The following is a 24,642-nucleotide window of genomic DNA, read 5'->3' on the forward strand; positions in this document are numbered from 1 at the left end:
GGATATGGAAGTAAAACCCGGTTCTCTTCCCACGATCCGTTCACCAAGACAGCTAAGTCCGCTTGCGCATTCGGCTTCTCGCCGCGACAGAATCCCGTCCGAGACCCGTCCGAGTTCGCGAGCCGTTCCCCATGCCGATCACCGAGGCCCACGTGAAGACGGCGAGGAAGCCGCTGCCGGCCGGGGCGAAGGCGTACGACGTCAACGACGGCAAGACGGGCCTCGTCCTGCGTGTCGGCCGCCGCGGGGCCGTGTGGGCATGGCGGACCGAGGTGGCGACCAAGACGATCAGGTTGACCCTCGGCTCCGTCGACTTCCTCACGCTGACCCAGGCTCGCAAGCTGGCCGGCGCGGCCATGGAGCAGGTGCGGGACCGGAACAGCCAGGTCGACGACCGCTGGCTGCAGCGCGAGTTCGTCCGGACCGGCATGGTCGAGCCGCCTCCCCCGGTCGAGGAGAAGCGCGAGACCGTGGCGGAGATCTCCGCCCGGCTGGATGCCGACGGACGCTGGACGTTCGCCGAGGCCCGCGACCGATTCCTCGACGAGGTGAAGCGGACACGGCGCGAGGCGACTTGGGTCGACTACCGCAAGATGCTTACGGTGGCCGAGCTCAAGCCCTTCGAGCACCAGAAGGCCTGGACCCTCGACCTCGGGACCATGGCCCGCGTCGTTGCCGCGATGCACCGGACCGGCCGGGAGCGGCATGCCGAGCACCTGGCATCCGTCATCCGGCCCATGTGGACGTTCCTCGCCCTGGAGGAGAACCAGCGCGAGACCGCGGTGAAGCCCGGCATCATGGCCGCGCTCAAGCCGCCCGAGCGGTCTCGGCGCGAGAACGAGGATGAGGACGACGACGGCCCGGGCAGCTATGTCCCGCCCGTCGCCGAGGTCGGGCGCATCCTCGCCATCGCCCAGGCCGGCATCCTCCATCCCGTCGTCGCGGCCGCCGTCGAGCTCATGGTCCTGACGGCCCAGCGCCGGCGCACCATCGTCTCGGCCCGGCGGCGAGACTTCGCCATCGAGGACGGGGTCATGGTCTGGCGCATCCCGCCGGCGTTCCGGAAGACGGCGCGCAAGCGGGGCGATAACCGCACCCACGACCTGCCGCTGGCCGGCGCCGCCCGGGCCGCCGTCGAGCGGATGCTGGAGATGCCGACGGATTCCCGATGGCTGTTCCCGGGCCTGCGTCCCCAGAAGGCCGGGGATGAGGTGAGCCACGTCAACGAGTCCGTGCTGAACCACGCCGTCCGGATCATGCCCGGCGTCGATGCCTCGCCGCACGACCTGCGCCGGGCCATCACCACCCACGGGCAGGAGGATCTCGGGTTCACGCTGGCCGAGGTGAAGTTGATCCTCGACCACAACGAAGGCCATGCGTCTGACGATGTGACCGAGAGTGCCTACTCCCGCGCCCGGCGCCTGGCGAAGAAGAGCGCCGTCCTCGACCCATGGCGGGAGCACGTGGAGCAGGCGGCCGCCGCGGCGGTGCTTCCTGATCGGGAGGCCCTGCACGCCGTCATGACGGAGGCGCGCAAGCCGAAGGCCTCGAAGCCGGCGCCGGAGATCAGGTCGGCCTGATCCGGGCCCGCCCTCATCCCGCCTCGGCGAAGAACGCCCGCCACGGGGCCGGCACCGACGGGCGGTCATCCATCGCGTCGCCGATCTCAAGCTGCAAGTCGATGGCCTGCGCGGCCTCCGTGACCGCCTCGGCCGACATCGAGATCCCCGGCCTGCCCGGGACGATGGCCCGGCCGCGGACCATGCGCGCGTTCACGGTTTCCTGGTCGTCACCCGTCAGCCAGACCGCGAACACCGCGTCGACGCCAGCATGATCACGCTCGGGATCGCCACCGAGACGGCTGCTCTCCAGCAGCTTGGCGAGCCACGCCGAGTCGGGAATTTCGGTGTCGTTCACTGTGATGGCCTCCAGAACGGATTCCATTCTGGGTAACCCTAGGTTCTTACCTCTACGTAATGGTCCCTCGGTATTTGAGGAGAATGGTAGACAATCCCCGCCCCGCCCCCGCCCCGCCCAACGGCATCAGCCTGACGAAGGACCCTCGTCGGGCCAGGCTCTCTCGTCAGTTGCGACGGCTGCACAGGGCCTTCGAGCGGGCCCCGCATCCGTCATGGCTCGCGACGGAGACGGCGCCCCGGCTGGCGGGCACCTACGTGTTCGACAACATGACCCTCGCGGATCGCGCCGCCCTCAGCAGGAACATGCTGGCGTGCGGCGAGGACAATGCCGAACTCAATAACGAGTGGTATCGCGACCTCGGAAACCTGGGCGTGGGCGTCGGCTGCCATGAGCCTCCGACAGACGATGAGATGCGGGACGTCCTTGAACGCCTCGCCGCCGTCAGGACGGAGCCGCATTGCGACCTATGGGCTTCGATCCTGAGTGGCCTGTCCGAGGGGGGCAAGGGAGACGACGCGCGCATAGGCGCCCTGTTCGAGATGGCCTCGGGGATTTCCGACGACGTCCTGTTCGGCGGCGCCAGGTTCGGAGGGCCTCAGACCCCGGAGGAAGAGGCACTGGTGCGTGAGGCCGTCGGCAAGCTCAATACGAGGAGGGACGTCAATCTCAGGCACGGGTACGCTTTCCCCATGGCGCACGCCGACCTCGAACTGTTCTACCCGGAGCCCGGCCGCAAGCTGTCTCACGAGCAGGAATTGCAACGTCTAGACGAGGCTCTCGACCTGATGCCTCATCCGTCCTGGCAGGAGGACGATGAGAACCCTCGGCTAGTCGGCGATTACATCTTCAGCCGTCTCACGCCGGGTGAGCGGGCGAAGCTGGCCGAGAGCATGACCCGCGCGAGCACCTATCACCCGGAACCAAGCTTCTGGCATGACACGCTAGGCAACGCCCGCTTGTCGACCGGCATGGGGTTGGATGAGGTGCCCGGCGTGGACGACATGTGCGAGTTCATAGAGGACCTCGCCGAGTACCGGACGGATGACATCTACGACCGCTGGCCGGACGTCCTGGATGGCATGTGCATGGTGAAGGGTCAGTACACCCATCTCCTCGCGCTGTTCGAGGAGGCCTCCGGCATCAGCGAGGAGTTTCTGTTTGGCCCTCACGTCAGCCTCGCGGAAGAGGAAGCGGCCTCACAGGCTGTCGAGGCGTTGAACCGGCGGCGGGACGAATTGCTCAAGGCCGACCAGAGAGTCCCCAGGGCCCATATCAATTGGGCCATGTTCTATCCTCGTCCCGAGCAGCCGCCGATCCCGACGCTCGGCATGCACCGGCGGCCACCGCGGATCTAACGCCTTTCCCGGCCGACGACCTCACCCCCGCATTCGGGGCACCACACCACGACGAGCCCGACGGAGCGTTGGTCATCGGGGTCCTCCCCCGATCGGCCCTCCTCGGGCAGGAATTCGAGGCGGGCTTTACACCGCGAGCAGGTCGCCCGGATGTGCCAGCGTCGGAGGCCTGCCTTGGTGGAAGAATTTCGAGGTCGCTCCGCGATTGCTAGGCGGTCAGCCCAGTATATCACTCTACTCGGCGGCCTGCACCCTCTTCGAGGCATTGCGTCCTTTGCCGGTGCCTGGATGCTCAGCATGGTTCGCTACAAGTTCATGATACCTGTCTGGAACCGGCGCTAGCCGCTCGGGCGGTGGTACGAATTCCTTGCGCTTCGGCTTCAGGGCGAGCCTGCCTTTCGCCGGAACGTCAAGGATCTGCTTACGGATCTCACGCGCCAGAATCTCCGCTATCAGGGACGGCACGGCGTTGCCGAGCATCCGCTGCATCTCCGTCCGGCCCTCGTGCATGATCAGTCCCTTCGGGAAGGTCTGGATCGCGCACATCTCATGGAACGTCATGCGTCTGTTCTTCCAGTGGAACGGTCCGATGGCCGAGCCAGGCTGGGCCTGTACGGTCCACGATGGCAGGCGCTTCGAGAGCTTCAGCAAGAAGCTCCAGTACCTCGTCCTCCATCCGAAGAGGGGCATGCCGCCGCCGCGAGGCGTGTGCCAAAGGTAGTTCTGCCCCTCCGGAATCGTGGGCAACAGTTCGCCCCACTTGCCCCCGATCCTAAGGCCATCAAGGCTGTTCGGCTCCGCGATGTCGCCGAGCGCATCCCAGGCGGTCATGAAGGGCTCGCGTGTGGGAGAGAACATGTCCCCCACGGCCTCTCCATGCGTAGGCTCGGGGAACCGAAACTGGCGTCCATCCCTGGCCCCGACAAGGAACACCCGCTCACGGATCTGGGGGACGCCGTACTCCGCGCAGCGGACGACCCGCCACGCAGGTTCGTAGCGCGTGCCGGTCGCCTGGTTCACCTGACGGATGCCGTCGAGAAGGACCTGCAGTCCCTCGTCCTTACCTTCGTAGGCGAGGCCGCCGACGTTCTCCAAGAGGAACGCCTTCGGTTGGGTATCGCGCAGCACACGGAGATAGCCCGCCAGGGTATCGGCGCGCGGGTCGTCCAGGCGCAGGCTGTCACCACGGACCCAGTAGCTCGACTTCGAGAAGGGTTGGCATGGAGGCCCGCCGATCAGGACGTCCGCTTCTCCTACCGAAAGCCGACCTTTCTCTAGGATGACGGAGGACGGCACTGCATTCACGTCACCTTCGATCACTTCCCAGGACGGGCGGTTCAGCCGCATCGTGCGACAGGCGAACTTGTCGAGTTCGAGGGCGACGCGCGTCTCGAAACCGGCTTCCTCGAATCCGAAATCCAGGCCGCCGATGCCGCTGAAGAGAGATATCGTTTTGAGCATGACCGCGACCGTAGCGTAGCTGGTCCCCGCCCAGGAGTGCTATTCGCCGATTTGGCATTCCTCATCCACAGCGAGGCGGACGCATTTGCTCTCCATCGATCATGCCAAGGCCGACCGCATCCTGAGGGTGGAGGCGGCAAAGATCCCTACCGACCTGGGGCCGGCGACATGGTGCGCCAGGGTCGAAAGACTCTCGGAACTGTGCATACGCGGCAAGGCGATTACCCACATCGCGTTCCTCGGTACGATCCTGCTGGCGCGCTCCGTCGACCGGCGCGCCGACGTGAAGTGGATCAAGCCGGCACATGCCGGGTCGGATGCGCCGAACGCCTTCTCTGCCAGGACGCTGTCCGAGAAGGTGCTGGTGCCCGTGGCCGCCGAGTTGGGCATCCACCTCGGGGCGACCGGTCCGCAACCCCTCAACAACCAACCTTATTTCCGCATGACCTATCTCGGCGACGACACCCCGGTTCGCGGCAACGCCAAGCCTGCCTTCGACTTTATGATGAGCCTCGTGCGCGAGATCGAGGGCATGGACGAGGCAGGCGCACGCGACGCCCTGCGGGCCTTCGTCTCGGTCAGGATGAGACACGCCCCTCGGTACGCCCCGGCCGCCGGCGCCGGCGCGCTGTCCGGGGAGGAACTCATCGTGGCCGTGCTCCGCTTCGTGGCCGAGGATTCCGAAGGCGGCAAACGCGCCCAGGCCATCGTCGCAGGCCTGCTGGACGTCGCCTTCGGCACCGACCGCATTGTGACCGACAGGATCAACTCGCCGTCCCGGCGATATCCCGGTGACGTCTGCGTCCTGGCCGACGCGGGCAGCGACGAGATCGAGCGGGCGTTCGAGGTCAAGGACAAACCCGTCACGGTGACCGACATCCAGATCTTCGGCCGGAAGTGCCTCGACTTCGCCGTTCGCGAGACCGCTTACGTGATGGTCGCTGAGGCGCAGCAACCGATCGACGTCAAGGCGCTCATGGCCTGGGCCCACAGCCTAGGGTTGGGGATGACACTCTACCCGCAGTGGCCGATGCTGGTGAGTGAATGCCTGTTCTGGGGCCTGATCCCTTCTCCGGACGGAGCCATCGAAGCCGTCTCCCGTATCCGTGAGCGCCTCATAGCCATCGAGGCGGCTCCCGCGTCCGTCGAACGGTGGGAGCGCCTCGTCGCGGCGGCCAAGCCTTAATCACTCAACCCTTTTCATTCTGCACCAGCAGCACCGAAGGATTGGCATGACACCGAAGACGGCACGCGCGACGAAGGCTTTCCTCGAATACGCACGCGCCTACCAGGGGCTCTACATGAACGCGATCCTCACCGTGATCGCGCTTCTCCTCGTCATGCTGTTCGTGCAGGAGCGGGGCGCCCACGCCGAGATCACGCAGATGATGGGCTACATCCCGACGGAGGCGCCGTGCGGTAGCTCCGGCAGGCCCTGCCAGGTGGAGTTGAGAAACCGGCCGTGTGGGGGCCAGGGCGATCCCTGCTACACGCGCCCCTGGGAGGGCGGCGTGGGCGCTCCAAGGCGGTAGGGGCCCGCCTCAAGACCGTTTCGCCGCATCCGCGATCCTACAGGTGTCGGTCCACTCGAACACCGCCATCAGGACCTCTTTGATGCCGCGGCGCGCTTGAGCGCCTGGTTGATGCCAGGCGGAATCCGCATCGCGTTCGGGGTGACTTTCCCGCGCCGAATTCGGTCGGCGATCTTGCCCCACGTTGAGATCTCGGCGGGCGACAGGCCCTCGGCCGGCGGCGGGGGCGTCGTGGTCGTCACGCCGCGCAGGACCCGCGAGCTCGGCCTGGGTGGCGACCCGGAGCCGGATGCCCGCGACCTTTACGGGCGGCCATGCCCGGGGACGGCTTCTATCGGCGGGGGCGTTGAAGGCCCGCTCGATCCGGCCGACCTTGGGATCTGCGAGGATCTAGTCGAACGTCTGCTCGTCTTCGACGTACATGCCGGGCGCCATGGAACCGGGCAGCAGTTCCTTGGTGACCGGGTCATAGTCCGTCGCGACGTAGTGGGGCTTCAGCCAGGTCCTGCCCGCCATGATCAGACGTCCTTCGTGGTGCGGCCGCAGCCCTCATTTGGGCTCTCCCCAGAAAATACACCGATCTGTCGATTCGGGGCGGACGACCCCGTTGACAGCGAACGAAACAACCTTTTTCATCACGGACATCCCCGGCGACGGGGGCAACTCGTGGTGTGCGAGTCCGCCTGTCAGGTGGCCCGAGTTCCCCCGCAGCTCGGGGGGCAGACCAGATAGTCCCCCTACGCTTTCGGGGCGACCCTTTCCCCCGCTCAGGGGGTTAATTCGCCTACCCTCGGGTGGGAATTGACCACCGCATTTCCCCTCCCCGAGGGGGCACACCCACGACAGGCCCTGGCATCGCCGGGGCCTTCGTCGTGGGCCTTGCAAAAGATAAACTCTGTCCTATTATATCGGACATGGACGGCGCGGATGACCCGGCCTCCATAAAACCGGACGCAGGAAACCGCATCATGGCTGCAAAGACTTCAGGCCTTTCGTCAATCCTCCTTGACGAGGCGAACTATGCTGCGGTCGCAGAGGCGCTGAGCGCCCTGCGAGGCCGCAGCCGTGTTTTCCCTGCGGCTATCGAATTGATTGACGCCGCCTCGAAGGCTGAGCGTCGCTTGGAAAAGGCCGGCGTCGCCATCTCCAGCCGGCCCGGATGCACGTATCAGTTCCGCGATGCAGGTCCGTCCGCGGCGAGCTACGGCTACAAGAAGACCGTCACCTCTTTCAGCCTTAAGCGCAGCGCGAAGGGCTGGGTCGCCACGCACGCCGGCAACGAGGACGTCCATCCTAAGACCCGTGAGATCAACCGGATCAACCTGACGCCGAAGACCAAGCACGCCGTCGTCTACACCGCGCTCGCCGGTTTCGGGCTGCTCCCGGAGAAAGCCAAAGCCGACCTCGTCATCGCCGGCATCTGATCACGTCGACGCTACCTTCTCCCCCGGGGTGCGATACCGGGGGAGCGGGGAGCGCCGATCTCCCGAGCGGCACGGCAGGAGCCGGCCCTCGCAACCAGGACGCAGGAAACCGCACACCATGGCCACCATCACGAACGACGCCTGCCGGATATGCGGCAAGCCCCTCTCCGACCCGATGAGCGTCGAGCTCGGCGTCGGACCCGTCTGCCGGGTCACCTCCAAGCTCCGCGAGGTCGACGGCCGCCAGCAGGACCTCTTCGGCAATGAGCGCTCCAGCTACACGTTCGAGATCCGCGGCGACGTCGTCTGCGTCACCGACCTCGACCTCGGCGGCCGCTCCGTCACGAACGATGTCGATAGGGTCATCGAGGACCTGGTCGAGTGCCTCGGGACGCTCAAGGGTAAGCGGGTCATCTATCGCAACTCGGCTGGCGTCTGGGACGAGATCAAGGTTTCGGAGCACGACCTGTGCGCCGGATTTCGCGCCGTGGCCGAGCGCGACCTCGACGCCGCCCTGCTCAAGCTCGCCCGGGAAGCTGCTCGGGCGCCCGATCCCCGCCCCGTGACGCTCGGCCAGTTCCTGTCGGGTGGAGCCGCCGGGTTCCGGGAGGTCGCGGCCGTCGAGCAGGATCGGACCGGTCACGTCACGTCGGTCCGCTTCGCCGGCGTGTAGCACCGGCCGCGGTGCTACCTTCCAGGGCGGTCCTTCTGGGCCGCCCTTCCTCATGCGGGAACCCACTTCAATGCACCTCGTCCTCCAGCCCATGCCGCAGCCGGCCGACGGCGGAATCTGCGTCGGCCTCCTCGACGACGCGCCCTGCACTTTCCATGGGCGCGTCGCGACCGTAGGGGGCGGCGAGATCGAGGCGAAGGCGATTGCGGCGGAGATCCTCGTCGCGGTCGAGAATGCCGCCCGCGCCCTGTTCGGGCCCGAATGGGTCCAGAGCCTGGCCCTCGTCTCCGGACTGAACGTACGCACGTGCCAGCGCGACCGGATCGGGCGCTACGGCTTGCCAGCCCCGGTCCTGCGGGCGCTCGGCGAAGGGGCCGCGTTTCCATGGGCCCGGGCCCTTGGTGACGTCATGCTGGCGACGGCGCGCCTCGCCAAAACGGTGGCCGGTGACGGCGGCCGGCCGCGCAAGCCCGGGGAGATCGGCCTGCCGCCCGTCATCGACACGGATGATCAGATGGCCAAGACGGTGGCCGAGGCCAAGCGAGTCGTCACGTGGCTCGCGCAGCAGCGGGCCGAGCATCGCGCGCCGGCCATCGAGGACGAGTAACCCGCGCTTAACAGGTGACGGTGTAAGACCACCGCACGGGACTGCCTCGGCTCAAGCCGGGCACCCTCTACGGAAGCAGGAAACCGATCATGCGAAAGTTCCCCCGGAACGGGGCGGGCGCGCCGCGTCTGCGCGCGCTGCTCCTCGGCACCCCCGTTCACCGAAATTCCCACGCCCGCCAACTCCAGGCGGAGATCCTCGCGACAGTTCCGGGCATCTATTCCGCCGGCCGGGACGAGCTCATCCGGCAGTGCGCGAGTTCGCCGCTTTTCCACGAGATCGTCGTCTCCCTCTGGAAGTCGGCTATCGCCGCCCTCTCGATCAAGCCGGATCAGTCCGCCAAGGAGATCCGGTTCACCACCGCGATCCATGAGGCATGGCTCGTCCTCAGGCGGACGGTCGGCGTCCAGTCCGCCGTCGATGCCGACCTCGATCTCTCGTTCCACGACCGCCAGGAACAGGAGATGCTGGATCTGGTCACGCTTCTTCTCGCCGACCTGGGCCATGGCGTAGCCCGCTTGGCGTACGTCGATCTCGCATGGCGCCATGCACGCGAGCGTGAGCCCGGCGAGGACGACATGCTTTACGGCGCCGTCGGCGCGAGTCTCTACGCCGGCGAAAGTTGGCGCTTCGAGGGCAAGCGCCCTACCGGCATGCCATCCGGTTTCGCCCTTCAATGCATCGAACTCGGCAGGCAGGCCTTCACGGGCTCGCTCCAGCAGCGCGAGCCTGAATGGGCGAAGGAGGCGAAGGCGGCGTCCGGCCTTAGGGCCATCGAGGCCGCCCGCGCCGAGGCGGGGCCGTCACTCCTCGTGTTGTCGTCCGTCGACCACCTGCCCGGGTCCGCGACCGGCGGCGAGGGCCGCCCCGGCGGCAGCGTCGGGACGACGGCCAGGGCCGAATGGGCCCCGATGGCGGGCAAGAAGCTGCCGCTCGTTGTCGTCCCCGATCTGGCGCGCGTGAAGCGGCGCCTGGTTAGGGAATTCCCCGACTGCGAGAGGATCATCGACGCGGTCCTGGCGCCCCTCGCCGGGCGGTCCTTCGCTTACCTGTCGCCCTTCCTGCTCGTTGGGGCGCCTGGCTCGGGCAAGTCGCGTCTCGCCCGCCGGATCGGGGAGGAGATGGGGCTCGCCGTCACGGTCTACTCTTGCAGCGGCGTCGCGGACGCGTCGTTCATCGGAACCAGCAGAATGTGGAGCACGGGGCGCGCATCCGTACCGCTCCAGGCGATCCGTCGCGCAGGTGCGGCCTCGGTGATGATCGTCCTCGACGAGATCGCCCGCGCCGGCACGCGCGCCGACAACGGCAAGCTCGTCGACGGCGTTCTCGGTCTGACTGAACGTGAGACCGCCCGGGCGTACCAGGACCCGTACCTGGAATGCCCGGTGGATCTGTCTGCGGTCTCCTACGTCGCCACGTCCAACACCCTCGACGGCCTCGACCCGGCCCTGTTGAGTCGCTTCCGGGTCTTCGAGATGCCGATGCCGACGGCGCGGTCTCTCCCGGTCCTGGCCCGGGCCATCGTGGCCGAACTCCGGGTCGAGCGCGGCCTCGATGCGGTGTGGCTCCCCGACCTAACGCCCGACGAACTCGACATGATCGGGACGCACTGGTCCGGAGGCAGCGTCCGCGTCCTGCAGCAGCTCGTCGAAGTGGCCGTCAACGGCCGCGACCTCGGCCAGGCCAACTAGGGGGGGCGATCATGCAGCATCGCGCCCACGCCCCCGTCCTCGACTACCTGGTGGAGATCCTCAGGGCGCATCGCGCCTCGGGTCGTCTCCACGCGCAGGTCTCGCACGGGATGGAGGCCTACGTCCTGCACGTCACGCGGCTCGCCGACGAGCATGTCCTGACCGGCGTCGAGGCCCTCGTGGCGGCCAATAGAGCCGTGACGCTGGCGCTCGCACTCCCCCAGCTCCCGGAGGATCGCCATGAACCGCGGTGACCTTGCGACGGCGGCCGCGCGGATTCGGGCGGCATGGGTGCCCGGCCGGGAATGCCGGCTCCGTCCACGCCGGGCGCGGATCTACGTCCTCAGGGTCGCCCGGCTCGATGCCGCCGGCCTGATCCGCCCGGACCGGGCCCTGGCGGTCGCGGCCCGGGCGGAGGTCCTGGCCGAGGAGATGGAGGGCGCGCGATGCCCGACGTCTACCGAAACCTGAGCCGGGCCTGCTGGTCCGTCCGCGTCAAAAATCGGGTCGTTGGCCACGTCCCCTCCCTCGTCCTCCGGGACGTACGGTTCGTCGTCTCCCTCGCCGGGGTGCGTCGGATTCGGCTGCGGCAGGCCCGCGAGGTCATCGCCTACGCCCGGGGCGTCCCCGCCGAATCCGGCCTCCCCATAGGCGCGCTGCAAGTGCGCTTCTGCCCCTACCGGTCGACAGATTTCACGCTTCCCGATGGCGCCCCGATCCGCGCGGCCGCCCTCGTCCACTTCGCCTCGGACGGCTCGTGCTGGGCCGTCCCCCATCCCCTGGAGATCCGTCATGCGTAGCGACTTCGTCATCCTCTTCGTCCTGATCACGACCGCCGTGGCCGCAGGGGATGGCCCGTGGTCGGCTCCGAAATGGCATCTGGGCGCCAGCGAGAAGAAGGGCCAGTTTGCGATTACGACAAGCATGTTTGTGAGGCACCGTCCCGGGACATCCTATGATGACGTGGAGGTCAGCTGCAGCGTCCAAAACCTCACCAATCCTTCGGATCACTCGATGGTCCGGAGGATGGCGCTGGCGTCGCCGGCGCAGGATCTGTGGTGCGGCGGCGCCGGGCCTCTCGGCGAGTGGTGTGTCCTGCAAGAGGAAGGTGCCACGCTGACGTGGTACCGTCGCACGCCATGCGCCGGGGGCGCGGCCGAGTTCTCGACGGGCGACTAAAAACGCTAAGAGCCTGTCTTAGTTGCGAAAACAGGCCCCATGTGTAGTGAAGGTGGATCGACTACGTTTTAGCTGCAGAAGGTTTTATCCCTCAGAAACCGGGCAGCAGTGCCTGCTTCGACGGGACCGGGGGGCGTACGCCAAACTCTTTGGCGTAGTACACGATCCCCTTGCCGATGAGCTTCGTCGTTGGCCTTGGCTTGCCCCGAACATCTGACGCCGCTCCAAGCAATCGACGCGGACGTCAATGCTTTACCAGGATCTTTGCCAAGTCGGCAAAGCTTGAATTCCTCTTTGCCTCCGTAGGCGCTTGGTTCGCCCATTGCAGCGGCTCCCAAAATCACCCTTAAGGGACGAAGCCATCTCGGATCTGGATAAGCGTTGGAGGCCAGTGAGCGTCCCAGGCTCCATACGCGCATTGCCGGCCGCCATAAGCTTGCCGAAATACCGCCGCGATCATTTCGCCGTCGACTTCGCCATGCTCCATCAAAAGGTTAGCTAGGTTCCAAATACCTTCCGATCCCATCGGCGAGCGCACGAGAGCAGCGGCCCGGGCTTCAGCTAGGCCGGAAACGTCTCGCTGTTCCTTGTCAGGCAGCTTCCAAGCGTTCACCAATATCTGAAAGTGCTTCATGTCCTCCAGTCCGCCTGAGAACATGCATCCCCCAGCGGACATTTTCCGATAGCGGGCCTCGGCATAAATGCCCGCTAAGCAGTTGATGAATTCAATGTCGCGGGCGATAGCGCGGCACCGATTAAATTCATCCTGTTCGCCGGGCGGAAGGTTGTGGATGGTCCTCGGGCCGAACGGGTACCCAATGATGTCGTAGCCATCAACTAGCCCCTCGCATGTCACGAGATTGCCCTGACGGTCTTCTATCATCCGGCCGGCAATTAGCTCCTCAACGGTGAGAACAACTGCCTTATCAGTGTCGTAGCCAAAATACCATCGTACGAGGGCGTGCCCTGCCTCATGGTGGCAGGTCAAGCGACGCCTACCCTTGAGCTTAACCATTCGATGCTTTTATCCTTCCGCTCCAGGCCGGCGCAATCGCGCCCCTCACTCCTTGAAAACTCACATCTGCTGAGCTGATGGGTAACATCCCCGCCTTTACGCCTCGCCAGTCGGCGGCCGCACTCGTGCATCCGCCTCACCCTTGCCAGCCGAGGTTCGACGACTGATTGAAAAGCCAGCACAAGCTCTTTCGACACCGCTGACCGGCTACCTGCCCTCCTCGAACACATTTTGAGGAAATCCGATGCCGAGGAAGGCGGCGATGATCCTCCCCCAATTTCACGGACACCTCAGATACGCTTGTTGTGGGCGGGGAAGGTGTTTGATGGCCAAGTCTGACTGGTCGCGAACACCTGAAGCGTGATGAATCCGCTTCACTCCAGCTTGCGGAGGCACTGCGTCAGCATCCGCTTCGAGATGCCCGGAATGGTCCGATTGATCTCGCCGAAACGCTGGGCGCCGCCGGCAAGCGCGATGACGATGAGGGTAGTCCACTGTTGCCAACGTAGTCGAGGATGTTCCGGACGGAGCAACCGGCCCTCATCCTGAAGACGAAGTTGAGATCGACGGATCGTATTCCAGCGGTGCCGTGCGCTCCGACAATCGTAGCGAGTATCGCCGGCAGAGTCACCAGATGCGCGCCTGCAGTCCGTAAGATGCTAATATGTACCGTTTACAAAACCTCATGCTTGCTGGAAACTCAGCAAGCATGCTTGCATCCGTATGGGTTTATGCCTGCATATCTCCTTACAATTTGATCTAAAGCCAGCGCAATGTTCCATATTATTTTTTCGTTATCTCCATTATCCTGATGACACGGCTGGGCGAATATGCGTGATTGGCAAACAGTCACGGGGACCCGAAATTGGCGTTCCACCGTTTCAGCCAGTGATCCGTCGCCTCCGCAGCCGAGGCACATGTCCAAATCTCAATCCCTGGTGAAAGTTATCGCTGCCCCCTCGGATAAGCTCAGCCCTCAGATCATCGCTGTTCTAAACCAGCACGACGCCACAGTCGTGAGCGTGAGGGCGTGGGTGGGTGATGTCGAAAGTCTAGCGGCGAGAGCCGCCGAGGACGCCGCTCGCCGTACCAAAGAACTCGCCGACGCCGAAGTGCGCGCACGCGAGGATGCTCGGCAGCGGGAGGAAGCTGCACAGCGGTTTGGCATTATCGCCCCGGCCTGCGTCGACCACGGATGGTCACTTTTCCCGCAAGCCCGCTCCGAGCGTCGCGGCCCCATCCTCGTCCTGCAGCCAGGACGTTCCAGAAAGGCGCTGGAATGGAAGCCTCTACAACAGCGGCTGCCTACACCGGACGAGCTTTCCTGGTGGGATCAGAGCGACACTCGGGGGAACCGGGCTAACACCGCTTTGATCATGGGAGAGGTTTCGGGCGGGGCATTGGCCGTCGATATCGATATTTCCGATCCAGCGATGTCGGAGACCGTCCTCCGCCTCGCCGACGAGCACTTTGACAAAACCCCATTCCGCCGCGTCGGCCGCGCGCCACGCATCGTCCTGATCTACCGCTCGAACCCCGCTGATCCGGTCCGCAACGGTTCGCACCATCTCGATGCTGCCGGCCCTGGTGGGAGCTCCGATACCCAGGCCATTGAGATCCTCGCGGACCGTAAGCCGATCACCGCTTTTGGTGCCCACTATAGGACTGGCTCGCACTTTCAATGGGTTGGCCTCTGTCGACCCGACACGCATGGACCCAATCACGCGCCTCAGATCACCCAGGCACAAGTCGAAGCCTTCCTGTCTGCAGTCGACAGCAGCGGGATCATCATTCCAAATCTGCGCAATTCGGTTGCTTGGGCGACTGCGTCTACCCTCGATCCGTCTCTCGTGACAATCAGTGACTTCATCCGTCCCGGCCTCAGCCAAAGCATGGCCGGAGTGACCTGGAATGCTAAAGGCTTAGTCACCGCCGGGAGGGAGCGCTTTGTACAGGGACGAGCGTATACGTATGTCCTCAAGAATCCGGGCATGGCTCTATCGCAAGAGGGCCGCTACGCCCTGACCGGTTTTCTGATCGAGGAGTGTGAAAAGACCTTCGCGACAGGAGGCAACAGATTCAGGACCTCTCAGGAACTCGCCCGCGGATGCCGGGAGCGCATCGACAGCGCCGCAGCCAAGTTGTCTCGCGGCGAGATGAAGGCAATTGGGATCTTGCGCCACGAGGCTACCGGCCAAGTGCGTGCGGTACCCCGCGTCTCTCACTCCGTCGAGCGGGAAGAGACGGACGACCTCTCTTGGCTGCCCCGGAAGCGGATTAAGCTGCCCGACGACGTGGTCTTCGAGCCGGCCAACCCGACACTGGCTCGTCAACGCGCCCTGATCTCCGACGTAGAGCGCGACGAGCAGGCGATTGCGGTTGGAGCCGCCGTCGTGGACGCGTTCAAAGGATTCTATCGCATGGTCCGCGAGGACCGGAAACTTGGAAAGGAAGCCCCGGTGCGACCGGTCTGGCTGATGCGTAGCCCGACCGGATCAGGCAAGTCCTCGACGGGCGTCAAGGTCACAACCGACGACTTAATTGAGAACGGTCCCATTGGCGGCGCGATGCTCTTCCTGCAACCGTCGTACGAAAACATTCATGAGAACGTCACGCGCTTCCAGGGGTCTCGGCGCGGCGCCAAGGCGGTCTTCCGGAAAAATGCTGAGGCGGCAGCCCGCGACCTGCCAGAGGGGACGCGGTACCTGATCCTGGAGGGGAAGGAGCGTGGCGGTTGCCTACGCGCGGAGGAGCAACGCATTCTGGTCAAGGCGGGGATAAGCAGCGCCGGGCTATGCAAGGCCACTGTGCAGGACGCGGTCGGGGAGAGCGAGGAAAAGCTCTGCAAGCACTACAACGTTTGCCCGGTCATTGCGGCCAGGGCGAAAATCGGGGAGGCGGAGGTCATCTTTGCGCCAACGGCCTTCCTGACGTCGGCAAACCTGCCGGCCGGGCTGAGCGAGGCCGTCGCCGGAGTTATTGTAGACGAACGCTATTGGACCGAGATCCTGCAGTGGAAAAGCTTTCCGACCGCGACCCTTGACACACTACGCGCGCCGCCACGGTCGTACAAACGCGACAAGGGTGAAACCGGCGACGACCTGCTGGCAGCCCGCGAGCGCGTCGCATCCCTTGCCGCAGCCGCCATCCGCAAGGGCAAGGACCCGGCCCTCGGCATCGTCGAAGACATGCAAAACCGCGTCAACGGCGACCGGATTGAGGCGATCAAGGCGGCCGAGGCCCTTGTCGAAGGCGCGGTAAGAGTCACCGGTCGCGCACAGGACGCCGGTCGCAAGCTGCATCCCGGCATGAGCATCGAGGGGATCAGGGCATTGGTGGAGCGCCCGACCGGAGCGCACCTGCGCGAGGAGTGGCGGTTCTGGTCGCTGATCGCCGAGCGCCTGCTTGCCCTTAAGATGGACGCCATCGAACATGATCTACGCGGCGGCAGGGACCGGATCGGCCCCGATGGTCAGGTGAAGCCCGGCCAGGCGCGGGGCGAGCGCGACATGCGCATCCAGAGCCTGGACGGAGGGGCGACTATCCGAATTTCCTGGCGCGCGGAACCCAACTTCTGCGAGCACCCGGTTCTTTTGCTGGACGCCTCGGCCAATGAGGCCCTCACGGAGAAGGTGTGGGTCGGGCGTAAGGTTCAGCTTACGCATATAGACGCTAGACTTAACCTCCGGACGATCCTCGTCGCCGACCGCACTTGGCATACGTCCGGCTTCCTCCTGGCAAGTGCCGGCGAGGACAAGAACGCCCGCCGACGGGTTGCCGGCGTCATTGCCCAGGCCCACCATGCCATCTCAACGGCCTCGCTGCTCTACGGTCACGGACGAATCGTCGTCGGGGCGCCTAAGCCCGTCCGGGCCGCTTTGATGGATAGCTGGAGCGAGCCGCCGAATTGCGACTGGATGCATTATGGCGCGGTGCGCGGGCTCGACTTCGCCCGAGAGCACCTCGTTGCGCTTTCCGTCGGTCGACACGAATTCCCCATCCGGGTCATTGACGGACTCGTGGCCGCGGCGACTTACGACGATGCCGAGCCGGAGTGGCCTATCGACCGTTGGGGCGATGGCCATTTGCACCACGAGGACGGAAGCCTCGCCACTGACGACCGCGGCGACGCCATCTCGATCAGCGCGCCACAAATCCGGCGTACTCATCCGCTGCGGAACGGCGGCTCCGTCACCGTTAGTATCAGTGAGTATGAGGGAACTTGGGCCAAGACCATCCAGCATCAGTTCCGGGAGGAGGAGCTAACACAGTTTGCCGGCCGCCTTCGCCCGGTCTACCGGATAGGCGAGGCTCCCCTCTGGATCGCGGGAAGCCGCGTCCTGCCTGAAGGCTTCGTTGTCGATGACGTCGTAAGCATGGGCGATCTCGCGGACCCGGCACGTCTCGGTCAGGTGGCCGACGCCATTCGCCGCACGAGTATCGCCGACGCCGGCGTCATCGCGGCCATAGCGTCCGATTCCCGTCTGAAGAAGAACGCCGCCGCCGTGCTGCATGAGCTCGGCCTCGACGGGTCCGACATGCGGGGCCGGTGGTCAAAGGGCATGAAAGCCGTGCGGGCCGAGGTCGACGGCGAGATGGTCGAGCGCCAAATTCCCGCCTACGTGACCGATGATGCTATCGTGGATCATACCATCTCGGTCTACCGGGCCGCGAACCATGAGGCCGATACCGTTGAGTACCTTGGGCGGGGTGCCCAGCCCGTCGGAGGACATGCCCGATCTGAAAACGGCGATAAAGTCGTCGCTGTGGTCGGAACGCGAGCCGAGCGCGCAGATCGAGAACTCGTCATGCGTGACGTGGTCTGGGACACGTTGATCCGCATCGCCCAGGATCCTGCCGCAGTCGATGGCCTTGCGAAGCTGGCTGCAAAAACTGACTTCGACGTTCAGATCACTCTTCAGGCCAACCCAATAGCCGCCTCGGCAGAGGCGGCCGAGGTCATCGCGACGGAAGGGATGGACGCAGTGTCCGCAGGCCCGTCGAAGCCGGACGAGGAACAGGGGAAAGACGCATAGCCGTCGGAGTCCGCACTCTTTTCGGCGCACGCGCGGCCCTGGGGTCGCTGAACCTAAGCCGGAGGGCCTTCACCGACTTCATCCGCGGTGACCTCTCCCATTCCCAAGAGAAGTCGATGCCTGCCCGGCGGAGATCCTCTGTGACCGGGAGAATGAGCTGCTGCGCCGTAGCAGACGGGCTGACGATGCCTGACGCCCCGAGTGCGGCCTGCACTTCTAGCACCGGGATTTCAAGCGTTACGTCGCCGCCCATGCGCCGAGTGGACCGCCAGCGGGCCGGCGCGGCTGTGAGGTCGTCATTCCAAGCCAGCAGTCGCAGGTAGACAAGAGGGCTGTAGCGGCAGGTGAAACTCGCCATTACGCGAGGGTCGTAGACGAAGGACGGCGGATCGAGAACGTCGTCCGTGGCATCCGCGTGAGGATGGGCAATGGCGGCGAAGGTGCGATCGACCTTAACCTCAACCTGTGTCGCCTTCTCCGAAATACGCCGCCGGGCTACAACGCCCTTCTCACGTATGCCAAGCGCCAAGACACCAACCTCGCCGAGCGACGGTTCACCAATAATGGTAGCGCGGATGTTTGCCGCCCGGGTATGCGCTTCTACCAATCCCCCGATGCCTCCCCGGCCGACCTCTGCCAGAAGCCGCCGGAGTGGAACTGTAACCGTCTCATGGGGGCGGTCCGACAGGTGCTCGTGATCCCAACGCGCATCTTGCCAATCACCCCGATCAATCTCTCGGGACGCCGCCCGGGACAGCATGGAGAGCATGAGCCGCACGCCTTTAACGTCGACGCGCTCACCCCTCGCCACGGGCTTGCCGTCCATATGGAGGGGCATGCGCGAGGACAGGACAAGTTGAGTGGCGAGGCACCGGGAAAGGGGCAGCATGGTCATGTCCGAAGGCAATAACACCAGACTACTGCTTCACACGTTTGAAATCAACAGAAATCGAGCAAATGCAATGGCTTATCTTCTCCGTAAAATGTCTTGTAGGGGGTAGGGGGGTTCCCACCACCGGAGGCCGATTACCGCAGGTAATCAGGGGTTACCTTCTAGGGTGGGGGTTCCTCAAGCGCGCCCTGGCGCGAGGGCAAGCCCTCGCTGGGACGCGTGAGGAATGGGGTTTTCCGTGTGATCGAGCTGACCCTAAGGGGTGGCTTCGCCATTTTTTGGAGGTCGAGAGAACCGCCGCACCTCCACCACCGCGCCTTGGTCTCGCCGCAGCGCCTCTCGCGCCTGCCAGATGCCCACCCGCCGCTGCCGCGGTCTTGCCAGCATCTCTAATCAGGAAGGTGCCCAGCGGGCTTCCCTCAGTCGAGCGCAAATCCTTGATCCGCGCGGGCCTTTCCGGCGATGCCCACTTGGCGCAGCTCGAAGCCTACTTATGTCAACGAGCGATGAACTACCTCTCGGATTGTCGCTTGTCTTCTTTCTGGCTGCGTGAAATTTACTACAGCAAGCACATATTAATCTCAGTGGACCAAATGACTCGCGCAGTCATGTGGAAACATGGTGTTTTCCTGGCGACCTGAGGGGATGACCCTTTCTGCAGGAGCCATGACATGAACACACGCTTCAATTTCGATCGGACCCCGAGTCCCATGGAAAAGCTCACGAGTTCTTTGCTTGAGAAGGCAAGGAAGAATGCGGGGCCCATGACTGGCATGGACGCCGACCAGCAGGCTGACTACCTGCTCGGGCGCATCAATCGTTCGGACATCTTTTTCGTGGTCTATCCTCGCGCGGACGCTTGTCTCGATTTCGAGATCACGATCATCAAGGGAGAAGCTGACGCAGCGGCCATCGGCTTCGTCCTAGGGGCATCGGACGGCACGAGCCCTGTAAGCATCCCGCGCGTAAAGCCTCGCCGTGGCCTCTCGACCGACGCGCTCCTCGTTCCAGGGAAGAGGGAAGCCGAGGTGGTCGTGATGGCTTACAGCGCACTCCCCCAGGCCGTGGCCTGGCGCCAGGCGCAGATCGACGATGGCGGACCGCAGGCCCTCCGGAACGTCAGGCTCTACGCCACGCCATACGGCTTTACCAACCACCCGATGGATGGTGAGGCCTAGACCCTACTCCTAGCTCTGCCGAAAGATCGGGTTGACCGTGATCCCGTCTGGTCAGTCCTCCTCAGGGCTGGCCGTACTTCGGAATGCCTTCCCTCGACCTTGGCATAGATTCCCGTCGAGACCAGCTAGACGTGGTCTTAAAGTCCACAATGGCGGGCATCTGTACTGCGCGGGACCGAAGGCGCCGACGACGTCAAGGTCGAGCAGACGGCCGGCCTGCCGTTCCTGGAGATCAAGATCAACAAGACGGAGGCCGCGCGCCTCGGCTTGAGCACGTCCTCGATCCAGGACGTCATCGGCGCGGCCATCGGCGGGCGCGAGGCCGGCATGGTGTTCGAGGGCGACCGGCGCTTCCCCATCGTCGTGCGCCTGAACGACAAGGTGCGCGAGGACCGCGAGGCCCTGGAGAACATCCCCGTGCCGCTGCCCCCGGGCGTCAACGGGCGGGCGTCCTCGGTGCTCCTGAAGCAGGTCGCGAGCTTCTCTGTCACCGAGGGGCCGAACCAGATCTCGCGCGAGAACGGGCGCCGGCGGGTCGTGGTCACCGCCAACGTGCGCGGCCGCGACATCGGCTCGCTCGTGGCGGAGGCCCAGGCCAAGGTCGCGTCGGGCGTCCAGCTTCCTGCCGGATACTACGTGACCTGGGGCGGGCAGTTCGAGAACCTGGCCTTGGCCCGGCAGCGCCTGATGGTCGTGGTGCCGGTGTGCTTCTTCCTGATCTTCCTGCTGCTGTTCTCGGCCCTGAACTCGGCGCGCGACGCGCTGCTGGTGTTCAGCGCCGTTCCCCTGGCGCTCACTGGCGGCATCGCCGCCCTATGGCTGCGGGGCATGCCGTTCTCGGTGCCGGCGGCGGTCGGGTTCATCGCCCTGTAGGGGGTAGCGGTCCTAAACGGACTCGTGATGCTAACCTACATTAAGCAGCTGATCGCGGAGGGGAAACCGCGCAGCGAGGCGATCCTCGAAGGCGCGATGACCCGGCTCCGGCCGGTGGCGATGACCGCCCTGGTGGCGTCGCTGGGCTTCGTGCCGATGGCGCTGGCGACCGAGACGGGGGCCGAGATCCAGAGGCCGCTCGCGACCGTCGTAATCGGCGGCCTCATCAGCGCGACCCTCCTGACGCTCGTGATCCTCCCCGCCCTCTATGCCCGGTTCGCCCGGAAGACGACGGTCGGTTCGCCGGTCCGGGTGGCGGAGGCCCCGGCGCACCTCAAGGCGGCGGAGTAGCCCGATGCCGTGCCGTCCAGCGCTCGCCCTCGCGACATGGGCTGCCATTTCGATGCCGGCGGCCGCTTCGGGCGACGAGGCACCGTTCGGTCTCTCGTGAGGACCGGTAGACCGGATCGCGCCGCCGTCCATGGTCGACCGCGAGGCGAACCTGACCGCACTGTTCTACTTCCACGACCGGCCGCTCGCCTCGGGCACCGAAACCGACCAGGTCATCCTGGTCGTCTGCCGGGACCAGGGCCTGTAGCAAGTGGTCTGGGTCGGGCGCCCGCTCGGCGACGTCGCCGCCGCGTCGGCGCGGGAGGCGATGCGGCGGAAAGGCGTGCGGCGCCACGGCGAGCCCCGGATCGGACCTGCCGCGAACGCCCTGGAATGGCCGGAGGCGCGCACCACCCTGGCGATGCGCATGGGGGACGACAGCACCCGCATGTTGGTCATGACGGTTTCGGGTCCGGGGTTTGCGGCATGCTCCGCGGTGCATCGTGCCGCCACCGGCCATCCGGCCGAGTCCCACGTCACGGACCTGCTCGGCGAAAACGGGCCGCAGGCCGGCCACGACACGCAGCCGTAGCAAGCGACGCCGATTGATGCATCCCCTCCGGGGGGATAGGATCTCGGGATGGAACACGTCTCGCATCCGGACATCGTCAAGCGCCTGAAGCGCGCGCACGGCCACCTCGCCGGGGTCATCGCGATGATCGAGGAGGGCCGCCCCTGCGTGGACCTCGCCCAGCAACTGCACGCGGTCGAGAGTGCCATCACGAACGCCAAGCGCGTCCTCATCGAGGACCACATGGAGCACTGCCTCGCGGACGGCGTCGGGCACGGAGGCAAATCCACCAAGGACGCACTCGCCGAGTTCAAACTGCTCGCGAAGTACCTGTGAGGCGCTCCCGATGCTGAGCGTCCTCGCCCATCGCACCTACCGTCACCTGTTCGCGGCCCAGGTCATCGCCCTGATCGGCACGGGCCTGCTCACGGTCGCCCTCGGGCTTCTGGCATTCCGCATCGCGGGTGACCGCGCCGGCACCGTCCTCGGGACGGCGCTGGCCATCAAGATGGTGGCCTACGTCCTCGTCGCCCCGGTGGCCCAGGCCTTCACGAGCCGGTTGCCACGACGCGCATTCCTGGTGGGCACGGACCTCGTCCGCGCCGCCATCGCCCTGACGCTGCCCTTCGTCGACCAGGTCTGGCAGGTCTACGCCCTGATCTTCGTCCTGCAATCGGCCTCGGCGGCGTTCACCCCGACCTTCCAGGCCAGCATCCCGGACATCCTGCCGGACGAACGGGACTACACCCGCGCCCTCTCGCTCTCGCGCCTCGCCTACGACCTGGAGAACCTGCTGAGCCCGACCCTGGCGGCCCTTCTCCTGACCGTGGTCCCCTACAACGCGCTGTTCGGCGGCACGGTCGTCGGCTTCCTCTGCTCAGCGACCCTGGTGGTGTCCGTGACCTTGCCGACCGCCACCGGGTCCGACCGGCAAGGCGGCGTCTACGACCGCACGACGCGGGGCCTCAGGATCTACCTCGCGACGCCGCGCCTGCGCGGGTTGCTCGCCCTGAACCTCGCGGTCGCCTCGGCCGGCGCGATGGTCATCGTCAACACCGTGGTGATCGTGCAGGGCCTGCTGGAGCGACCCCAGGCCGACGTGGCCCTCGCCCTCGGCCTGTTCGGGGGCGGCTCCATGATCGCCGCCCTGACGCTGCCGCGCCTGCTCTACCGGCTATCGGACCGCGCAATCATGATCCCGGCGGCAGCCCTGCTCGGCGTGGTTCTCCTGGGTGTCGCGGCCATGACATGGGGCGGGACCATCGGCTGGCCGCTTCTCCTCGGGACATGGCTGATCCTCGGCATCGCCTACTCCACCGTGCAGACCCCCACCGGCAGACTCCTGCGCCGCTCGGCAACCCCGGAGGACCGGCCGGCCGTCTTCGCCGCCCAGTTCGCCCTGTCCCATGCCGCCTGGTTGCTCACCTATCCGCTGGCCGGGTGGCTGGGGCCGTCCGTGGGAATGCCATCCACGCTGGCGATCCTCGGGGGAATGACGCTTGCCGGCGTCACCACGGCGGCCCGGCTATGGCCGGCAACGGACCCCGACGTGATCGAGCACGCCCACGCGGACCTCGACGTCCGGCACCCGCACCTGCATGGAGGCCGCCGTCACGCCCACGCCTTCGTCATCGACGATCTACATCGTCAGTGGCCGGCCAGGGCGGGGTGAGTGCCGTTCGATGTTATTGCCAGCTGAGTCGAAAAGTGAGGCTGGCCGACCAGCGCAACGGAATTCGAATGTTCCGTTAGGCACGCGAGATTGAGGAGAACGTACCCCGCGGAACGGTCTTGGAAGCGGAGCCGTTCCCAAGGCTCGGGTGCCGTCGTTTTCGACGCATTGCCGACAACGACTTGAGGAAGCCCATGAGAAAATCCCTTTTCGCCGCTGCCATCCTGGCAACCCTGGGTGCTGCTTCGGTCGCCCCCGCCTCGGCCGCCCCCGGCATGATCGGTGCCGTCGATGCCCCGACCGCCGTGACTGAGGTCCGGATGGACGGCATGCACGGTCATCGCGGCCATGGCATGCGCCATCACCATCATCGTGGGCACATGATGCGGCACCACCATCACCGGGGCCACATGATGCGGCACGGCCACCGGCATCATCGCATGTGATCGACCGGGGCCCCACGGGGCCCCTTTTCATTTACGGGTACCTCTCGCGACTCTCGGGGAGGACGTCCCGTGTTCGTCGGTCGACCGCATCCGGGGCTCACCGGATCGAGGATGGACCCGGGCTGCCAGCCATGATCCCTTCGTCGCGACGCCTCGTCCTGGTCCGGCACGGCCAGAGCCAGGCCAACGCGGACGGGCTTTTCACGGGCAGGCTCGATCCTCCCCTGACCGAGGACGGCCGGCGCGAGGCATGCACGGTCGGGACGATCCTGAGGGATGAGGGGCATCGCTTCGATGCGGCCTTCACCTCGAACATGACGCGGGCCGTCACCACTATGGCATTGACGCTCGATGCCCTCGGACAGCCGGAACTCGTCCCCCGGCGGGACGCGGCGCTGGACGAACGCGACTACGGCGACCTCGGCGGTCTCGACAAAGCGACCGCCTACCGACGCTTCGGGGCAGCGCGGGTCGAGGACTGGCGTCGGTCGTACGAGGGCCGGCCGCCGAACGGCGAAAGCCTTAAAGACACCGTCGCACGGGTCGTACCCTTCCACCTGAGGCACATCCAGCCGGCGGCTATGCGCGCTCCGACGCTCGTCGTCGGCCACGGCAACGCCCTGCGGGCCCTGGTGCTGGCGCTCGAAGGCCTTGGGCCGGACGACGTCGAGTGCCTCGAACTCGCGACCGGATCGATACGGATCTACGAGTTCGCCCCGGACACAACCATCGCGTCGCGAAGGACCATCGGATGAGGTCCATCGACGCCTCGCGAGGCGGCACCGCC

At 65.7% G+C, this 24,642-nt stretch carries 26 protein-coding genes and 1 pseudogene; 19 read left to right on the forward strand and 8 right to left on the reverse strand.

All coding sequences use genetic code 11. The features are described from left to right. Positions 1–131: 131 nt before the first annotated feature. Positions 132–1,580 (forward strand): tyrosine-type recombinase/integrase, encoded by a 1,449-nt coding sequence (locus tag MKK55_RS18095; protein WP_243936934.1) that lies wholly within the window; start codon positions 132–134, stop codon positions 1,578–1,580. Positions 1,581–1,593: 13 nt separating this feature from the next. Here the strand turns inward: MKK55_RS18095 and MKK55_RS18100 are convergent, their stop codons facing one another. Continuing rightward, positions 1,594–1,944, reverse strand: a complete 351-nt coding sequence (locus MKK55_RS18100; protein WP_243936936.1) for a hypothetical protein — start codon at positions 1,942–1,944, stop codon at positions 1,594–1,596. 56 nt (positions 1,945–2,000) lie between these two features. Here MKK55_RS18100 and MKK55_RS18105 point away from each other — a divergent pair, with 56 nt between their 5' ends. Beyond that, entirely contained in the window at positions 2,001–3,275 is a 1,275-nt protein-coding gene (locus tag MKK55_RS18105; RefSeq protein ID WP_243936938.1) for a hypothetical protein, read from the forward strand. Between the two features lie 234 nt (positions 3,276–3,509). Here MKK55_RS18105 and MKK55_RS18110 read toward each other — a convergent pair whose 3' ends face one another. Continuing rightward, entirely contained in the window at positions 3,510–4,736 is a 1,227-nt protein-coding gene (locus MKK55_RS18110) for a DNA cytosine methyltransferase (protein WP_243936940.1), read from the reverse strand. Positions 4,737–4,821: 85 nt separating this feature from the next. Between MKK55_RS18110 and MKK55_RS18115 the strand changes: the two genes are divergently transcribed. Next, positions 4,822–5,922, forward strand: coding sequence for a restriction endonuclease, SacI family (locus MKK55_RS18115; protein ID WP_243936942.1), 1,101 nt, complete (start codon positions 4,822–4,824; stop codon positions 5,920–5,922). A 46-nt stretch (positions 5,923–5,968) separates the two neighbouring features. Next, complete coding sequence (locus MKK55_RS18120) at positions 5,969–6,268, forward strand: hypothetical protein (RefSeq protein ID WP_243936944.1); 300 nt, start codon at positions 5,969–5,971, stop codon at positions 6,266–6,268. Positions 6,269–6,336: 68 nt separating this feature from the next. On the opposite strand, the gene MKK55_RS18125 is transcribed toward MKK55_RS18120, so the two are convergent. Together MKK55_RS18125 and MKK55_RS29070 are read right to left on the reverse strand one after the other, a co-directional pair. Then, positions 6,337–6,510: a hypothetical protein gene (locus tag MKK55_RS18125; protein WP_243936945.1), complete on the reverse strand. Its 174-nt coding sequence runs from the start codon at positions 6,508–6,510 to the stop codon at positions 6,337–6,339. 148 nt (positions 6,511–6,658) lie between these two features. Next, positions 6,659–6,784: a hypothetical protein gene (locus MKK55_RS29070; protein WP_279596267.1), complete on the reverse strand. Its 126-nt coding sequence runs from the start codon at positions 6,782–6,784 to the stop codon at positions 6,659–6,661. Positions 6,785–7,236: 452 nt separating this feature from the next. Here MKK55_RS29070 and MKK55_RS18130 point away from each other — a divergent pair, with 452 nt between their 5' ends. From MKK55_RS18130 to MKK55_RS18165, 8 genes are all read left to right on the forward strand, one after another. Next, positions 7,237–7,692, forward strand: coding sequence for a hypothetical protein (locus MKK55_RS18130; protein WP_243936947.1), 456 nt, complete (start codon positions 7,237–7,239; stop codon positions 7,690–7,692). Positions 7,693–7,810: 118 nt separating this feature from the next. Continuing rightward, positions 7,811–8,365: a DUF6011 domain-containing protein gene (locus tag MKK55_RS18135; protein ID WP_243936949.1), complete on the forward strand. Its 555-nt coding sequence runs from the start codon at positions 7,811–7,813 to the stop codon at positions 8,363–8,365. A 70-nt stretch (positions 8,366–8,435) separates the two neighbouring features. Next, a complete protein-coding gene (locus tag MKK55_RS18140; RefSeq protein WP_243936951.1) occupies positions 8,436–8,972 on the forward strand; it encodes a hypothetical protein in 537 nt (178 codons plus the stop codon). A gap of 464 nt (positions 8,973–9,436) precedes the next feature. Then, positions 9,437–10,663: an AAA family ATPase gene (locus MKK55_RS18145; RefSeq protein ID WP_243936952.1), complete on the forward strand. Its 1,227-nt coding sequence runs from the start codon at positions 9,437–9,439 to the stop codon at positions 10,661–10,663. A gap of 11 nt (positions 10,664–10,674) precedes the next feature. Continuing rightward, positions 10,675–10,917, forward strand: coding sequence for a hypothetical protein (locus MKK55_RS18150; protein WP_243936953.1), 243 nt, complete (start codon positions 10,675–10,677; stop codon positions 10,915–10,917). Next, positions 10,904–11,134 carry a hypothetical protein gene (locus MKK55_RS18155; RefSeq protein ID WP_243936954.1) on the forward strand — a complete coding sequence of 77 codons (231 nt, stop codon included), beginning with the start codon at positions 10,904–10,906 and terminating at the stop codon, positions 11,132–11,134. Before MKK55_RS18150 ends, MKK55_RS18155 begins: the two co-directional genes overlap by 14 nt. Continuing rightward, positions 11,110–11,463 (forward strand): hypothetical protein, encoded by a 354-nt coding sequence (locus MKK55_RS18160; RefSeq protein ID WP_243936955.1) that lies wholly within the window; start codon positions 11,110–11,112, stop codon positions 11,461–11,463. Before MKK55_RS18155 ends, MKK55_RS18160 begins: the two co-directional genes overlap by 25 nt. After that, positions 11,456–11,842 carry a hypothetical protein gene (locus tag MKK55_RS18165; RefSeq protein WP_243936956.1) on the forward strand — a complete coding sequence of 129 codons (387 nt, stop codon included), beginning with the start codon at positions 11,456–11,458 and terminating at the stop codon, positions 11,840–11,842. The genes MKK55_RS18160 and MKK55_RS18165 overlap by 8 nt, the downstream gene beginning before the upstream one ends. Positions 11,843–12,188: 346 nt before the next feature. On the opposite strand, the gene MKK55_RS18170 is transcribed toward MKK55_RS18165, so the two are convergent. Then, positions 12,189–12,857 (reverse strand): hypothetical protein, encoded by a 669-nt coding sequence (locus tag MKK55_RS18170; protein WP_243936957.1) that lies wholly within the window; start codon positions 12,855–12,857, stop codon positions 12,189–12,191. A gap of 374 nt (positions 12,858–13,231) precedes the next feature. Beyond that, positions 13,232–13,390, reverse strand: coding sequence for a winged helix-turn-helix transcriptional regulator (locus MKK55_RS18175; protein ID WP_243936959.1), 159 nt, complete (start codon positions 13,388–13,390; stop codon positions 13,232–13,234). A 384-nt stretch (positions 13,391–13,774) separates the two neighbouring features. Here MKK55_RS18175 and MKK55_RS18180 point away from each other — a divergent pair, with 384 nt between their 5' ends. Continuing rightward, positions 13,775–17,893: a hypothetical protein gene (locus tag MKK55_RS18180; protein ID WP_243936960.1), complete on the forward strand. Its 4,119-nt coding sequence runs from the start codon at positions 13,775–13,777 to the stop codon at positions 17,891–17,893. Here MKK55_RS18180 and MKK55_RS18185 read toward each other — a convergent pair. Next, positions 17,817–18,782: a hypothetical protein gene (locus MKK55_RS18185; protein ID WP_243936961.1), complete on the reverse strand. Its 966-nt coding sequence runs from the start codon at positions 18,780–18,782 to the stop codon at positions 17,817–17,819. The genes MKK55_RS18180 and MKK55_RS18185 overlap by 77 nt on opposite strands. A gap of 674 nt (positions 18,783–19,456) precedes the next feature. On the opposite strand from MKK55_RS18185, the gene MKK55_RS18190 reads away from it, so the two are divergent. The 5 genes and pseudogenes from MKK55_RS18190 (at position 19,457) to MKK55_RS18210 (ending at position 23,409) form a co-directional block, all read left to right on the forward strand. Next, the gene (locus tag MKK55_RS18190; protein ID WP_243936962.1) at positions 19,457–19,963 is read left to right on the forward strand and encodes a hypothetical protein; all 507 of its coding nucleotides are present in this window, start codon (positions 19,457–19,459) and stop codon (positions 19,961–19,963) included. Positions 19,964–20,119: 156 nt separating this feature from the next. Continuing rightward, a pseudogene (locus tag MKK55_RS18195) lies at positions 20,120–21,187 on the forward strand (efflux RND transporter permease subunit); the annotation flags it as partial. A gap of 250 nt (positions 21,188–21,437) precedes the next feature. Next, positions 21,438–21,758, forward strand: a complete 321-nt coding sequence (locus MKK55_RS18200; protein ID WP_243936963.1) for a hypothetical protein — start codon at positions 21,438–21,440, stop codon at positions 21,756–21,758. Between the two features lie 48 nt (positions 21,759–21,806). Next, on the forward strand, positions 21,807–22,073 hold the full coding sequence (locus MKK55_RS18205) for a metal-sensing transcriptional repressor (protein ID WP_243936964.1): 267 nt from the start codon (positions 21,807–21,809) through the stop codon (positions 22,071–22,073). 10 nt (positions 22,074–22,083) lie between these two features. Beyond that, positions 22,084–23,409, forward strand: coding sequence for an MFS transporter (locus MKK55_RS18210; RefSeq protein ID WP_243936966.1), 1,326 nt, complete (start codon positions 22,084–22,086; stop codon positions 23,407–23,409). On the opposite strand, the gene MKK55_RS18215 is transcribed toward MKK55_RS18210, so the two are convergent. After that, positions 23,385–23,846 (reverse strand): hypothetical protein, encoded by a 462-nt coding sequence (locus MKK55_RS18215; RefSeq protein WP_243936968.1) that lies wholly within the window; start codon positions 23,844–23,846, stop codon positions 23,385–23,387. The genes MKK55_RS18210 and MKK55_RS18215 overlap by 25 nt on opposite strands. A 140-nt stretch (positions 23,847–23,986) precedes the next feature. Here MKK55_RS18215 and MKK55_RS18220 point away from each other — a divergent pair, with 140 nt between their 5' ends. After that, positions 23,987–24,610 carry a 2,3-bisphosphoglycerate-dependent phosphoglycerate mutase gene (locus tag MKK55_RS18220; protein ID WP_243936970.1) on the forward strand — a complete coding sequence of 208 codons (624 nt, stop codon included), beginning with the start codon at positions 23,987–23,989 and terminating at the stop codon, positions 24,608–24,610. The last annotated feature ends 32 nt before the right edge of the window (positions 24,611–24,642 follow it).

This window comes from Methylobacterium sp. J-059 (genome assembly GCF_022829485.1).
Taxonomy (GTDB): Bacteria; Pseudomonadota; Alphaproteobacteria; order Rhizobiales; family Beijerinckiaceae; genus Methylobacterium.